Annotated in this window: 13 protein-coding genes and 2 tRNA genes; 5 read left to right on the top strand and 10 right to left on the bottom strand. The window is 27.5% G+C overall.

Annotated elements, in window-relative coordinates; all coding sequences use genetic code 11:
• Positions 1 to 3: 3 nt before the first annotated feature.
• Positions 4 to 1317 (bottom strand): xylose isomerase, encoded by a 1314-nt coding sequence (gene xylA / locus GQX97_RS03520; RefSeq protein WP_157150562.1) that lies wholly within the window; start codon positions 1315 to 1317, stop codon positions 4 to 6.
• 156 nt (positions 1318 to 1473) lie between these two features.
• Positions 1474 to 2619, bottom strand: a complete 1146-nt coding sequence (locus tag GQX97_RS03525; RefSeq protein WP_157150563.1) for an ROK family protein — start codon at positions 2617 to 2619, stop codon at positions 1474 to 1476.
• Positions 2620 to 2784: 165 nt separating this feature from the next.
• Between GQX97_RS03525 and GQX97_RS03530 the strand changes: the two genes are divergently transcribed.
• A complete protein-coding gene (locus tag GQX97_RS03530) occupies positions 2785 to 4335 on the top strand; it encodes an FGGY family carbohydrate kinase (protein WP_157150564.1) in 1551 nt (516 codons plus the stop codon).
• 2 nt (positions 4336 to 4337) lie between these two features.
• On the opposite strand, the gene GQX97_RS03535 is transcribed toward GQX97_RS03530, so the two are convergent.
• From GQX97_RS03535 to GQX97_RS03545, 3 genes are all read right to left on the bottom strand, one after another.
• Positions 4338 to 4670, bottom strand: a complete 333-nt coding sequence (locus tag GQX97_RS03535; RefSeq protein WP_157150565.1) for an ankyrin repeat domain-containing protein — start codon at positions 4668 to 4670, stop codon at positions 4338 to 4340.
• Between the two features lie 61 nt (positions 4671 to 4731).
• Positions 4732 to 4805: transfer RNA gene (locus GQX97_RS03540), tRNA-Ala, on the bottom strand.
• Between the two features lie 25 nt (positions 4806 to 4830).
• A tRNA-Ile gene (locus GQX97_RS03545) sits at positions 4831 to 4904 on the bottom strand.
• Between the two features lie 116 nt (positions 4905 to 5020).
• Here GQX97_RS03545 and GQX97_RS03550 point away from each other — a divergent pair.
• Complete coding sequence (locus GQX97_RS03550; RefSeq protein ID WP_157150566.1) at positions 5021 to 6208, top strand: PLP-dependent aminotransferase family protein; 1188 nt, start codon at positions 5021 to 5023, stop codon at positions 6206 to 6208.
• 58 nt (positions 6209 to 6266) lie between these two features.
• Positions 6267 to 7391 carry an aminopeptidase gene (locus GQX97_RS03555; RefSeq protein ID WP_157150567.1) on the top strand — a complete coding sequence of 375 codons (1125 nt, stop codon included), beginning with the start codon at positions 6267 to 6269 and terminating at the stop codon, positions 7389 to 7391.
• Positions 7392 to 7470: 79 nt separating this feature from the next.
• Here GQX97_RS03555 and GQX97_RS03560 read toward each other — a convergent pair whose 3' ends face one another.
• The gene (locus tag GQX97_RS03560) at positions 7471 to 8040 is read right to left on the bottom strand and encodes an adenylate kinase (RefSeq protein ID WP_157150568.1); all 570 of its coding nucleotides are present in this window, start codon (positions 8038 to 8040) and stop codon (positions 7471 to 7473) included.
• A gap of 76 nt (positions 8041 to 8116) precedes the next feature.
• Complete coding sequence (locus tag GQX97_RS03565; RefSeq protein ID WP_157150569.1) at positions 8117 to 9709, bottom strand: hypothetical protein; 1593 nt, start codon at positions 9707 to 9709, stop codon at positions 8117 to 8119.
• A 188-nt stretch (positions 9710 to 9897) separates the two neighbouring features.
• Between GQX97_RS03565 and GQX97_RS03570 the strand changes: the two genes are divergently transcribed.
• On the top strand, positions 9898 to 12462 hold the full coding sequence (locus GQX97_RS03570) for a YfhO family protein (protein WP_157150570.1): 2565 nt from the start codon (positions 9898 to 9900) through the stop codon (positions 12460 to 12462).
• The gene (locus tag GQX97_RS03575; RefSeq protein ID WP_157150571.1) at positions 12452 to 12874 is read left to right on the top strand and encodes a hypothetical protein; all 423 of its coding nucleotides are present in this window, start codon (positions 12452 to 12454) and stop codon (positions 12872 to 12874) included. Before GQX97_RS03570 ends, GQX97_RS03575 begins: the two co-directional genes overlap by 11 nt.
• Before the next feature lie 5 nt (positions 12875 to 12879).
• Here the strand turns inward: GQX97_RS03575 and rfaD are convergent, their stop codons facing one another.
• From rfaD to GQX97_RS03590, 3 genes are read right to left on the bottom strand one after another with little or no spacing between them, the layout of a single operon-like run.
• The gene (gene rfaD, locus GQX97_RS03580) at positions 12880 to 13827 is read right to left on the bottom strand and encodes an ADP-glyceromanno-heptose 6-epimerase (RefSeq protein WP_157150572.1); all 948 of its coding nucleotides are present in this window, start codon (positions 13825 to 13827) and stop codon (positions 12880 to 12882) included.
• Between the two features lie 26 nt (positions 13828 to 13853).
• Positions 13854 to 14936: a glycosyltransferase gene (locus GQX97_RS03585; RefSeq protein WP_157150573.1), complete on the bottom strand. Its 1083-nt coding sequence runs from the start codon at positions 14934 to 14936 to the stop codon at positions 13854 to 13856.
• Entirely contained in the window at positions 14933 to 16027 is a 1095-nt protein-coding gene (locus GQX97_RS03590; RefSeq protein WP_157150574.1) for an FtsW/RodA/SpoVE family cell cycle protein, read from the bottom strand. Before GQX97_RS03590 ends, GQX97_RS03585 begins: the two co-directional genes overlap by 4 nt.
• Between the last annotated feature and the right edge of the window lie 8 nt (positions 16028 to 16035).

Genomic DNA, 16035 nt, shown 5'->3' on the forward strand with positions numbered 1-16035 from the left:
AAATTATAAATTGTATATAAATTGATTTAATTTAGCTTCAAGCAATTCTTGATTACCACTAGGAAGTTCTTTTTCCTCTAAGTTCATAGCATAATCATATAACTCTTCTAATGAAGTAGATTTGCTTTCTATTTTTGCCCCTATACCGCTATTGTAAGAACTGTATCTTTCTTCAATAAACTTATCAAAATAGCCATCTTTAACTATTTTATCAGCTATTCTTAATCCCCAAGCTAAAGTATCCATTCCAGCAATATATGCATACACTAAATCGTCCATAGTATGAGATGGTCTTCTCACTTTAGCATCAAAGTTAAATCCGCCATTTTTTAATCCGCCGTTTCTAATAATCTCTACCATCATTAACACTGCATCATAAACATTAGTAAGGAACATATCTGTATCCCAACCTAAGAAAGTGTCTCCGTAGTTAATATCAACTGAACCCAATTTTCCATGATTTCTAGCAACCTGCATTTCATGCTGCATAGTATGTCCTGCCAAAGTAGCATGGTTTACTTCCAAATTAAGTTCAAAATATTTATCTAAATTATAATGATATAAGAATTCTAAAGTAGTAGCAGCATCAAAATCATATTGATGTTTTGTAGGCTCTTTTGGTTTTGGTTCAATAAATAATTGTCCTTTAAATCCTATTTTCTCTTTATATTCAACTGCCATAGATAAGAAATAAGCTAAATGGTCTAATTCTCTTTTCATGTTAGTATTAAGTAAAGTTTCATACCCTTCTCTTCCGCCCCAAAATACATAGCCTTTTGCATCTAATTTCTTAGCTATATCCATAGTCTTTTTAGTTTGAGCAGCAGCAACTGCAAACACATCAGCATAAGGGCTAGTAGCAGCACCATGCATGTATCTAGGATTTGTAAATAAAGATGAGGTAGCCCATAAGAGCTTTTTACCCGTTTTAGACATACTATCTTGAACGAAATCTACTATCATATCTAATTTTTCATTAGTTTCTTTCAAAGTTTTATATTCAGGGGCTAAATCTCTGTCATGGAAGCAGAAATAATTTATTCCCAATTTTTGCATAAGCTCAAATCCAGCCTCTAATCTCATTTTAGAAGCTTCTAAAGCCTCTTTGCCATTCCAAGGTCTAGTTGCAGCAGCCGCACCAAAAGGATCAGCACTTCCAGCTGCCAATGTATGCCACCAACTCATTGCAAAAGGCATCCACTCTTCCATTGTTTTTCCTGATATAACTTCTGAAGCATTGTATTGCTTGAATGAAAAAGATTCTTTACTGTCTTTTCCTTTGTATGATACTTTATCAACATTTTTAAAATATTCCATATTCCTATTAACTCCAAATAAAAAGATATTTAGTAAAATGAATTTACTTAAATATTAAAAAATATAAATAATAAAATCATTTTACCAAATATAAGTGTAGTCAAAAATGTTAATTTGTCAAGAAAAAAGAAACTTTTTTTATGAAAAAATATTTTTTTAAGAAAAAAAATCCTTCTCATATAATAAATCAAAGAAATTTATAAGCCCAACACCAACTAATGATGACTTGTCTCCAAACTTTGATTTAATAATCATTATATTAAATTTTGAATAAAAATTATTATTTTCAAATACTTCTTTTTGTATATATGGATATATTCTATTCCAATAATCAGTTATTTTACCGCTTAATATAATTTTATTAGAGTCATATATAGCAAGCAGACTTCTTATGCCTTTACCTAAAAATTTACAATATTCTTTTATAACCTTTTCTGACTTTTTATCAGAACTTTCAAAAAGTTTATTAATATCATCAAAATTAAGTTTGTATTTTTTTATAATATTTTTAAGTCCGTCATAAGAAGCATATCTTTCAAAACAACCCTTATTGCCGCAAGTGCAAGGCTCACCGTCCATAATTATAGTAAAATGACCAATCTCTCCAGCAAGTCTATGAGCCCCTTTTAATAATTTGCCGTCTACTATCTGACCGCCTCCAACTCCAAAATTTGATATAGATATAAGCATATAATTATTTTTATCTGCCTCTTTTGACAAAAAAAATTCACCCAATACAGCACTATTAGCCTCATTTTCTAAAATTATCTTTAAATTCAGTTCTTCTTCTAAGTTATTTATATTAATATTCTCTAATCCCAAATTAGTTGCATATAATATATTTTTTCTATCAAAACTAATATTACCAGGTATTGATATACCTAATCTCTTTATAGCAAATGCTTCTTTGAAATTTTCTCTATAATCTTTTACTACAAAGCTTATAACATCAAAAAAATTATTATTATTTATAGTTTTATTATACTCTTTGTAATATGAATAATTTCCAGACATATCAACTATAGCAATTTTTACCAAATTAAAATCTATGTCTATTGCTAAAGCTCTTTTTTTATAAAGTGTAGTCTTCCAAATTTGAGCTTTTCTCCCTACAGTACCTACTGTAAAATCTTCTTTTGTAATAAAATCATTTTTAAACAAAATATCTAAAGATTCATTTACAGTAGGTTTAGTAAGCTTCAAACTTTCAACTATATCTATACTTGTAAATTTTTCTTTTTTTATACATTCTCTTAAAATCTTTTTAAAATTTTTTTCTTTTGATAATAACTGATATTTCATAAAAACAACTTCAATAAATATTTAATTAAATAATATTTAATACCAAAATCAAATAAAAATCAAATTATTATATATAATCTCTTGATTTTGAATATTATTTTTATATAATACTATATAAAACCCAATTAGTAAAATCAATTAATTAATATAATTTTAGGATTATATATGTATACACTAGGAATAGATTTAAGCACACAAAGTTTAACTTTAAGTATTTTAAATTACAAAACCTTTAAAAATGAATTAAATATCTCTATAGCTTTCAACAAATTAGAAGAGATAAAATACTCAAAAATGAATAAAGATACATTATTAGTGGACTCTAATATAAATGGCAAAGCAGAACAAGACATTAATATTTTTTTGATAGCATTAGATAAAGCATTATCAGAATTAAAAGAGAAATGCAATGTAAAAGAAATTAAAGCTATTCAAATTTCTGCTCAACAGCATGGGCATGTTTATTTGTCAGAAAATTACAAAAATAATTTAAACAAATTAAAAAACAAAGAATATGCAAATAAAAACTTAATGGAAATATTAAAAGATTCGTATTCTTATGATTATGCTCCAATATGGAGAACTTCCTGCACACAAAAAGAAGCTGATGAACTTAGAAACAGTGCAGGCGGAAAAGAAAAAATGATTCAAATAACAGGCTCGGATTCCCCTCTTAGATTTACTGGGGCTGTAATAAAATATAATTTTAACAATAATTCAGAATTAAAAAATAATACATATAAAATATTTTTGCTTAATACTTTTATTGCATCTATTCTAACAGCTAAAGATGATATTAGTGCAGATTTTGGAAATGCTTCAGGTATGAGTTTAATGGATTACACTAAAAAAGAGTGGAATAACAGTTTAGTTAATACTGTATCAAATAATCTAAAAGAAAAATTAGGAAACATAGATAATCCTTCTTCATTGGCTGGAAATATAACAGAATATTTTATAGAAAAATATGGTTTTGATAAAGACTGTTTAGTAGGCATAGGAAGCGGTGATAACCCTCAAACAAAAGTTTTATATAAAGGCGATATACTATCTCTAGGAACTAGCTTTGTATATATGCTTAATATTGATGAAAACACAAGAGATTTTTCTGGTGTATCTAATGCTATGTATGATGGTATAGGAAACCCATTTATGATATTCTGTCGTACTAATGGAGCTATGGTTTGGGACGAAATAATGAATTTATATAACAAAAACTATAAAGATATAACAGAATCATTATCAAAAAATATATATAATTTACCTATCATGATATATCAAAAAGAAAATGAATCTGTGCCTATAAGCAAATCTTTTGATATAAAAAGATATTATGATAATGCTTCTTTTGATAATGATTATAAAGGAATTGTATTAAGCTCTTTAGGATTAGTGGCAGCATATTCCAAAAAGTTTGCTTCAGAAAAAAAAGCAGCAGACTTATCTGTTACAGGGGGACCTACTAAAGATAAAGAAATATTAAAAATAATAGCTAATATTTGGCAATGCCCTATAAAAATACTTCCTTCTGGAGGAGCTTCTCTTGGCTCTTCAATAAGTGCTATATTATTATTAAAAGAGAATATTTCTTTAGATGATGTTAGAGGCTCATTAATAGATAACACTGTAATAGAGCCTGATTATAATTTATCAAACAAATATGATGATTATTTAAAATCTATGAACGAAAAATTTAACGAAATAATTAAACAATAATATTACTCTAAAAGCTTAATTATGTTTTTATGATTTTTTTGCTTAGCATAAAATATTGCATCATTACCGTTATTATTAACTATATATTTATCAGCATTTGCATTTAAAAGTAATGCCACTACTTTTGTATGACCTTCCATAGAAGCTAATATTAATGCTGTATTTCCTGCCTCATCTTGAACATTTACATTAATATTTTTTGCTATTAAATCTTTAACAATATCATCATCTCCAAAAATAGAAGCATCTAAAAGAGTAGCCTCATCTTGAGTGAGAGTATATGCTAAATTAAAAGAAAAGAATATAAAGATTATTAAAAAAAGATATTTTCTCATAATAAGTCCTATATAAAAAAACGACTCTTAAAAGTCTTTAAGAATCGTTTATTAAAAGATGTGGAGGTTATGGGGATCGAACCCACGACCTACTGCGTGCAAGGCAGTCGCTCTCCCAAACTGAGCTAAACCCCCGTGTATGTTAAAGAACCTGAGCGTGTGGGCCTGGGAGGAATTGAACCACCGACCTTTCGATTATCAGTCGAACGCTCTAGCCATCTGAGCTACAGGCCCTTTTTTTTATCTTTAATATGGTATATAATATAACATATTACAAAAAAAATAGCAAGTTCTTTTTCTAAAATATTTACAAAAAAAACTTCTAAAGATATATTTATGGAGATAGTTATATGAATTTTAAAATTTCTAAAATGATGGCTAAAAAGGATTTTCAAAAAGAGTTCTCTGATTTTATGTTAAAGGCTGTTTCTATTCCCAATGTTATTAGTTTTGCTGGAGGAATGCCTAACCCTATTTCTTTTCCAAATAAAGAATTAAAAAAAGCATACTCTTTTGTAATGGATAATCATTATAAAACAGCATTGCAATATGCAAATACTCAAGGATATATTGAATTAAGAAAGATAATAGCTCAAAGATACAAAACCAAAGAAAATATTAATTTAGATGCAGACGACATATTAATAATAAATGGAGCACAGCAAGGTTTTGATATAATATCCGCTGTTGTGTTAAATGACAGTGATAATGTCATAGTTGAAGCTCCTACTTTTTTGGCAGCAATTCAAACTTTTAATTTGTATAATGCTAAAATACATAGCGTAGAAATAAGCGATGAAGGAATTAATTTAGATGAATTAAAAACCATACTAAAAAAATATAAATCAAAATTATTTTATACAATTCCAAACTTCCAAAACCCAACAGGATTAACTTACAATAATGCAACAAGAAAAATAATTGCAGATATGATAAAAAAAACTAACACAATACTTATAGAAGATAATCCATATGGAGCTTTAAGATTCAAAGGCGAAAATCAAGAATCATTTTTTAATTTACTAAATGAACAAGTTATTTTAATGGGATCTTTCTCAAAGACAATTTCACCGGGCATAAGAGTTGGTTGGTTGGCATCAAGCAATAAAGAGTTCATGAAAAAAGCTATAGAATACAAGCAAATACTTGATGTTCATACAAGCATGCCTGACCAAATGGCTATTGCTCAATATATAAATAATACTAACTTTGATAAACATATAGAAAAAATAAGAAAACTATATTATAAGCAGTGCAATGCTATGATAAACGCTATAGAAAAATATTTTCCAAAGGAAGTTAAGTATACAAAACCAGAGGGTGGAATGTTTATATGGGTAGAGCTTCCAAAAAATATTAAATCTGTAGAGTTAGCAAATGAGACTATAAAAAGAAATGTGGCAATATCTCCGGGAGATCCTTTTTATAATAAAAAAAGAAATGTTAGCACTTTTAGATTAAGTTATTCAAATTGTTCTGTAGAAAATATTGACAAAGGAATGAAAATAATAGGCGATACAATAAAAAATATGATATAATAATAATTAATAGAAATAATAATAATACTTAATAAAAAAATATAATAGGAGTAAAAATATGAAGGACACAAGGATAGAGAAATTAGCTTACAATTTGGTGAATTATTCATGCAAATTAAAAAAGGGAGAAAATGTTTTAATAAAGGTTTATGGAGAGGGAGAAGAGAGAGATTTAGTGATGGCTATAATACAAGAGGTTTACAAGGCTGGCGGAAATCCTTTTGTATGGAATCAAGACCCGCAGATAATGAGAGAACTGTTAAAAAAATGTAATGAGGAACAAATAAAAACTTGGGCTGAATCTGATTTAATGCTAATGAAAAAAATGGACGCTTATATTGGAATTTCTGGCGGTAATAATAGTGCTGAAAACTCATCAGTAAAAGAAGAAAATTATAAAATATATGAAAAGCTTTATTTAGACCCTGTACATATGGATCAAAGAATAAAAAACACAAAATGGGTTGTATTAAACTACCCTACTGCTTCTATGGCTCAGCAGGCTTCTATGAGTACAGATGAGTTTGAAGATTTTTATTTTAAGGTTTGTAATTTAGATTATTCAAAGATGGATAAGGCTATGGATAATTTAGTTAGTCTTATGAATAAAACAGATAAAGTTAAAATTGTAGGAGAAGGCACTAATTTAACTTTTTCTATAAAAGATATACCAGCTATAAAATGTGCAGGTGTTATAAACATACCAGATGGAGAAGTATTTACTGCCCCTGTAAGAAATTCTGTTAATGGAGTTTTATCATACAATACCCCTTCATTATACAGCGATGGATTTACCTACGAAAATATTAAATTAGAATTCAAAGACGGTAAAATAATAAATGCCTCTTCAAATGACAATAAAAGAATAAATAAAATATTTGATACAGATGAAGGAGCTAGATATGTTGGAGAGTTTGCTATTGGTGTTAATCCATATATTACCAAACCTATGAAAAAGATTTTATTTGATGAAAAAATTATGGGAAGTTTCCATTTTACACCCGGTGCTTGTTATGATGAAGCTCCTAATGGAAATAAATCTGCTATACACTGGGATTTAGTTTGTATACAGACTAAAGAATACGGCGGAGGCGAGATATATTTTGATGATGTATTAATTAGAAAAGACGGAATATTTGTTATAGATGAACTTAAATGTTTAAATCCTGAAAACTTAATGTAATTCTTTTAATAAAAATTAAATATACAAAAAAACAAGGGTAATTAAATCCCCTTGTTTAAAATAAACTAAATTTTATTTTTTACTTTTTTATCTCATCAAGACCTTTTTTAATCTTTTTGTAAATATCTTCTGGTGTTTCATTTTCAAGACTTTCAACATCTATTATATAAACTTTGTCTTTATAATATTCTAATACAGGCTTACTCTGACTTTCAAAAACTTTTATTCTATTTTTTATAGTCTCTTCATTATCATCAGAGCGACCTCTATTTAAAAGTCTTTTTATTATAATATTTTCAGCAACATTAAGATTAATAATAGCATCAATCTTATAATTCAATTTTTCTAATAATTTATCTAATTCTTTAGCCTGCTCCATAGTTCTTGGATATCCATCAAGCATAAAACCTTTTTTACAATCATCTTTTTTAAGTCTATCAAAAAGCATATCTATAACTAAACTATCAGGCACTAATTCTCCCTTATCCATATACCCTTTAGCGGTCTTACCAAGCTCAGTACCATTTGCAATATTTTCCCTAAACATATCCCCCGTAGAAATATGAGATATAGAATATTCTTTTTCTATTAACTCAGATTGAGTACCCTTACCAGAACCGGGTGCCCCTATAAAAATAATATTAATCATAGTTTTATCTCCTAATTGTATATTATTATAAATAGTATAGTCAATAATAATATATTGTCAAATAAATTATAAGCAATTACCACCGATAAGTATATGCAATATTAGCCCCTCCATACCCTCCAGAAAAAGTAAGCTCTTCTACAGAAAAATTATTCTCATTAATCCAAAGCATATAATATATTCCAGCAGTTAAAGCAAAAACTCCAGTAACCACCAATCCGCCTATATATATATTAAAAGCAGTATTATATGTAGTTAAATCAACAGGAGGTCTATTTGGAGCATTTTGATATTTATTATAATAATTAATCATAGTATAATCTAGTACTTCATTAGCATATATGTAAGTACCAATAGAAAAAATAGTACTAGCTATAGTAAGCCCTACAAATATCTTTGTATTTCTTTCATAATTTTTAAATACAGCATCAACCCAAGTAGGTTTGTAAAAAGGCTTCATGTTTGGTGTTAAATCCAAATAATTTGTGCTTTTTACTGTAAAAGTACCATAATAATCTATATAATTAGTATTAGTAATCTTTAGAGAATAAGTACCAAATCCAAAATCTTCATATATAAAATCAGCAGGCTGTCTTTTTATACCATTAATAACAACAGAACTTTCTCTTCCGCCTGGTATATTAATTTTTACTTTGGCAGTATTAGTCATTTCTACCATGCTAAAACTTAACATTATATCCTCATTTGTTTTTTCAAAAGAAAGCATAGTATCTATTGTTTCATACAAATCTTTTTTTATTGTAAATCTATGAGCATTTGTGGTTAAAGTAGGCAAATATAAAGTATCTCCGCTAATTCCAACCAATGCATTATCAACATACACAAACGCCCCCTCAGGTTCTACATCAATTGCAATAGTACCAGTCTTATCTACATAACTAATTCTATTTGCTATATCTAAAGCATAAATAGGAATCTGCTCATCTATTTTTGCTTCAGATATTTCTATACTATAAGTATCTATTTTTCTCTCTTTAACATATGCTATAGAAGTTATTACACTAATATTTGGTCTCTTATATTCAATACTTCCAAATATAACAACATCAGCATCTCTTTTAAATACCTCTTTTTTTATATCATCTCCTGTGTATTCATAAAAATCCCCGCCAAGCTCCACATTTTGAACAAAATCATTAGTATTTTTTACTATAACATTACTTCCATTATAATTTATAAGAACCTCTTCATCATTAAGTTGAAAATATTTTGTTTCTGGAGTTATAAGTGTAACATTGCTTCTTAATCCGCCCCAATTAGTATAATAGTAATATTCATAATTTGTAACTATTGAAGTATTTGTTGAGGTTTCTGTTGCAGTATAAGTAATATTTGTAAATTGAAAGACTTTTCTTTCATAAGCTCTTTCAAAGTCTATTGGCGTCAATTTTACATTAGTTGCTGACTGAAGTCTGATTGTTTTATTATATTCTAATTGATTTGCTATTGCATCTGCTATGGCTAAAGTTAAATAATTATAGTTAGTATTATCACTTAAATTTGTATATATAAATATTTCTATCTTTGCAGTATCTGACGCGGTATAATATGGACGCACCTCTTCTACTGTAATAGGTCTTCCGCCAAAAGAATATAGCAGATTGGATATTATAAGAGTTAATATTACAATATAATAATTTATATGCATAGCTAATTTCATTTATTTTTATAGATTTAATTTTATACTAAAAGACTTCTTTTATCAATATGTATACAAAAATATAATAAAACTTCTTGACAATACTATATCTTTTATATATCATTGCTTATCAAATGTTTTTTATCTAATTATTATTGAATTTATTAATCGTATTACAAAAAGGAAACAGAATAATTATGAAATTAGTAAAAAGTGAAATAAAATATCCTATTATATTTATAATACTTTCTATACTTTTTTTTGCAAGCAATTTAACATTTTCTTATCTTCAGATGGGAGATGTTATTCTTTGGGAAATAAAAAATATTAAAGATGCTGTATTAAATGGGCATTTATATTTTTGGAATAATGCATATTTTACAATATCAGCACCTGCAACTGCGCCCATACATCCAAAATCTTTATTAATGACTATTCTTCCATATAAAATATATCCTCAAGTTACAATTATCTTTCATATAGCTGTAATGGGATATGGATTATTTTTGTTTTTAAGAGAAAAGAAATTATCAATAAATGCTTCTATGTTTGGTGGAATTGCTTTAATGTTTTCTAATGCAATATTTACTCTTATACTTCCGGGGCATTTGGGTAAATTTGAAACTTATTGTTATTTTCCTTTGGTTTTATACTTTTTATCAAAAGCGATGAACACTGAAAAATGGAGAGATTTCTTTTTTACTGGTGCCTTTTTAGGTATAGCATTCTTGGGAGGAGCTTTGGATGTAGCAATGTATTTTGCTTTATTTCTCTCCTGTTATTTTTTATATTTATTATACAGCAAAAAAAATAATCTTAAATTAATTGACTATATAAAGACTAATATTAAAAAGATAATATTGTTGTGTCTGAAATTTGCATTGGTGGCAGTATTCTCTTTTTTAATGTCTATACAAGTTATAATGGTTACAAAAAATACTCAAGACATGGGGGCTGCTGGAGTAGAAAATAAACAAGACTTATGGAATTGGGCTACAAGATGGTCTTATCCGCCTGAAGAAGTATTAGGATTTTTTGTACCCGGTCTTTTTGGATACTATTCTGGAAGTGAAACTCACCCTTATTGGGGAAGAATAGCCAACATGAATGGAGAGCCCAAAACTTCAAACTTCTCTCTAACTGCTGTAAATATTGGATATATAGCTTTCTTATTTATAATATTTGCATTGTTTATAAGCAAGAAAAAATACAGCGAAAAATATTTTTGGATAGGAACTGCCTTATTCTTTTTAATAGCAAGCTTTGGAAGGTATTTACCTATAATATATGGAGCATTGTTTCAAATACCAATATTTAGAGATGCAAGAAACCCTAATAAATTTATAGAAATTATACCTATACCATTTGCAATACTTTCAGCATTTGCAGCAGATTATATATTCAAAGCAATAGAAGCAAAAAAAGAAGATAAACTGCTTAAATATTTAGAAGATGAATATAGAGGCATAAGTATAGCACAAAAAATAATGTATGCTATATTAATATTATCTATTGTATTTGCTGTTATCACTATACTATTAAACGGTTTAATACAAAATGCCTTTATTACTGACTGGCAAGATAAGTCTATATTAATAGCAAAAAATATATCAATGTCTTTTGTAAGATTAGCATTGATATCATCTACAGTAACTCTTTTAATGATTAATTCTATTTCTTTCAAAGAGATAACATTAAAAGATAAATATTTATTAGTAGCTCCTTTAATAATATTTATTTTACTTTCAGTTTATGATACAGGAAAAATAAGCATATTAATAATAGGCACAATAATAACTTTTTTCTATATTGTAATAGCAAACAAAGAAAAATTATATTATAAATATTTACCATACGCTTTTATGGCTATACTATTTTTAGACTTGATGCAAACTGCAAATATATTTATAGTAAAATCAAATATAGATAAAATGTATGAAGGCACTCCTATTACAGAGCACATATTAAGAGAAGAAGGCAATGAAACTACAATGCCAATACTAATTCCTTATTTATATAGATACACAACACACACAATGCCATATTAWAAAATACCGCTAACAGAACCGCCTGCGGCAAGCAGATTGAGCAAAGAAATAACAGATATGCTCTCAGCATTTAGAATAAATGATTATGTTGGATATGAACCTAGATTAATGGATTTGCTTGGAGTAAGATATATATTAAGCCCTACATATTTAGATAACTCTATGATTGCTAATGATATAACAAAAATAACAGAGTATCGGGATTCTTTTTCTGCTGCGGTGTTGTATGAACTTAATGGATATAGAAATAAATATGAATTTGTAAATAGCGTATATAATGCAAAAGATTTTAACGATGGCCTTGGCAGAATGAGAATACCTAATTTTAATTTGGCAAAAGAGGCTATTATAACCGATAATTCTAATAATATAGTTTTGAATATAAGCAACTCTATAAACAAAGTAGAAATGGTTGAATATAGCAACAACAAAGTAGTATTTAATGTTCAAACACCAGATGATGGAATATTAGTATTAAAAGAGAGATATAGCCCAGATTGGACTGTAAGCATTAATGGAGAGAAAAAAGAACTGCTTAAAGCTAATTTATTATTTAGAGGGGTTTATGTTGAAGCTGGAGATAACAATATTGTATTTGAGTTTACCCCTACAATGAAATATGCCTACATTACAATAATTTGTTGGGTAATATTAATTATAGTTACTATAGTATCTATAATATTTAAAAAGAAAAATATTGTAAATGAAAAATAAACTTATAAAATATAAAATCATATTACTAATAATGGCTTCATTATTTTTATTTTGTTTTGTAGTAATGAATTATATTAATATCACTAATATAATGAAATATAAAAAAGGAGATATTATAAAAGTTCAAGCAAATATTGAAGATTCAAGCTATTATGAATATGGATTTATAAAAAGAAAATATCCATATTTAGTTTATAGCTTTATTTATAATGATAAAAAAATTACCATAAGCAATATGATAAGCAGCAATTCTTTTACAAATAAAAAAATTATAACAATATACTATGATAAAATAAATGATAGAGAAGTTATGCTTCCATCTATAAAAAGTTTTATATTATCTTTTATATTTTTTGTTTTAGGTATAATTATTATAATATATGCTATAAACTTAAAAAGAATATACGCTTAAAAAAATTACATTAAATATCCGCTGCTCTCTTCAAGCACTTTAGCATATTTTTTTACCCCTGTATTAACATTCATAAACTCTTTAGTGTATCCTGCTTTTCTTAAATTAGTTAAATCTGCTTGAGTATATTTTTGATATTTTCCTTTAAGAGCATCAGGGAAAGGAATATATTCAATTTCAGAAGAAGTATATATTTCTTTTAAAGCCTTAGCAATCTCTACAAAACTTTCAGCCTTTCCAGTACCGCAATTAAATATACCAGAAATGTTTTCATTTTCAAAGAAGAAATTATTTACACTCACAGCATCATCTACATGTATAAAATCTCTTAAGAAATTTTCACTTCCCTCAAAAATTTTCATTTTCTCTCCAGACTTAATCTGATTAAATAAATGAAAAGCAACAGAAGCCATTCTTCCCTTATGATTCTCCTGAGGACCATATACATTAAAATATCTTAAGCCCACAACCTGACTGTTAATCTTTTTATTTCTAAATAAAATATTAACATACCTATCAAACTGATATTTAGAAAAAGCATACACATTAAGCGGATACTCATTTTTCTCATCTTCAACAAATCCATTTTCCCCATTGCCGTAAACAGAAGCACTTGAAGCATAAAAAAATCTTACTTTATTTTCTAAACAAGCATGCAAAATATTTCTGCTATATTCATAATTATTTTTCATCATATATTTTCCATCAGTTTCCATTGTATCAGAACAAGCCCCCTGATGAAATATAGCTTCTACTTTATTATTTTCAACAAAAGAATAAACATCAAACTCTTCTTTGTCTATATAATCTCCAAAAATAACCCTATTTAAATTCTTATGTTTTGAAGAATTTTTTAAATTATCAACAATTAATATATCACTTATACCTAAATTGTTTAATCCTCTAACTATATTAGAGCCAATAAATCCAGCACCACCTGTTACTATAATCATATGTATAAATCTCCTTTAATAATTTTTTACTTTCTTTTAATTTCTTGCATAATATTGAGAATATCATTAACAATAGCAGTAACAGCCCTAGAAGTATAATTATTTCTAATATTCTCTCTCATCACATCAAGCCTATCTTGATTATTTAAATTTTTTATAATAATATCTCCTAGCTGTTTAGAATCAAGATCCGCCTCATTCATTAAATAAGCCATATCCTTATTAACTAATTCTAAAGCATTATAATATTGATGATTATCAGTAGCATAAGGAAAAGGCACTAAAAGTGAAGGTACATTAACAGCAAGTATTTCACTAATAGAACTGCTTCCAGCCCTAGACACTACAAAATCAGCCGCATTAAGCAATGTAGCCATATCTTTATAATAACTATGAACCGTTACATTTGTAATTCTTTTTTCATTAACTTTTGCTATTATATCAGCCCCCCATTTAGGTCCAGCAAGCCATACTATATGCAAATTATTTACATTATCTTTTACGTTTTTTATGCAGTCCAAAAATATATTATTTAATTTTAATGCCCCTTGAGAGCCTCCCATTACAACAAGCAATCTATCATCATCTTTTAACTTCATAATAATTCTAGCAGATTTTCTATTTACAACAAAAAAATCATCTCTAACAGGATTTCCCATCACTTTACCCTTAGGCATATATTGTAAAGTTTTAGAAAAAGTAAGATAAGAAGCCTTAGCATCTTTATAAAATATTTTATTAACCTTGCCCGGTATAGAGTTCTGCTCACATAAAAATATAGGTATTTTTTTAAATTTAGCCGCATACAACATAGGCATAGAAACAAATCCGCCCATTCCTATAATGCACTCAGGTTTATGCTTATTAATGATATTATTAGCCTTTAACATTGAAGGTATAAACTTAAGTAAGAAAGCTATATTTTTTAACATATTTCCCGGAGAGTTTATCTCTAAATAATTATAATCATAATGAGCAGGTATTAAGTTATAATCTCTTGCCGCCACTACAAGCCTAGGATTATGTCCAAGTTTTTTTAAATGGTCATATATGGAAATAGCAGGTGTTATATGACCAGCTGTACCTCCGCCAGATAAAATTATATTCATTCTTCTCTCCTTTGAGTTATTTTTAATAAAATAGCAAACATAATCATATTAACAACTAAAGCATTCCTACCATAACTTATAAATGGTAAAGGCATACCAGTTGTAGGAAGCATTAAAGTTGCTACCATCATATTTAAATACGCCTGTCCGCTAATAAATATATTTATACCAAAAGATATGTTTTTTAGAAACAAATCTTTTATTCTAGATGAAACTATAAAGCCTCTAATAGTGAAAGAAAAAAATAGTAATAATAGAATAATGTTGCCTACAAACCCATGTCTCTGAGCAATAGAAGCAAAAATAAAATCTGTTAAAGCTGCTGGCAAATGAGTGCTAACCTCTCTAATATCTTCATCAGGTATTCCAGTAATCCCTCCATAATTAAAAGCCCTTTTAGCCCTATTAATTTGATACATCTCTTCTTGTGATTGTGTATGAGGTGTTAAATACGAAGTTACCCTAGCTTTCATATATGGAGTATTGAGTATAAATATTATAAATATAACCCCAAGTAAAATACCTGTAACAATTAAATATCTTAATGGAATACCTCCATAAAAAAACATAGAAAAACCAACCATAGCAAATAATAATGCTGTACCAGAATCTGGTTCAAACATTATAAGTAAACATATAATTGCTAATATAAATAAAGGAGGAAGTAAACCATTTTTAACATGTTTAAGTTTATCTCCCTTATTGGCAAGCACACTAGATAAATATAAAACTAATGTGATTTTAGCTATTTCTGAAGGCTGAATAGTAAAAGCTCCAAAAACAGATAACCATCTTTTAGCATAGCTGCCTTCAACAGATATACCAAATATTAAAACTACTATTAAAAGCAATATAGTGCCTAATAATATTGCCGGCATAAATTTATCTACTAGATTAAAAAAATCTGGAACTATTAATATTATAACATTAACTGCTAACATCAATAATAATAATTTAAGATGATTATAAAAATAAGGTTCATTTGGTTCATGAATTGTTTGTGCTCCATATATAGCAACTAGCCCAGCAGCAAGTAATGCTATATATATAATGAGCAAATATTTATCTGGTAACAATTTCCTTTTCAACATAAAAACCT

Source organism: Brachyspira sp. SAP_772 (assembly GCF_009755885.1).
Lineage (GTDB): Bacteria > Spirochaetota > Brachyspiria > Brachyspirales > Brachyspiraceae > Brachyspira.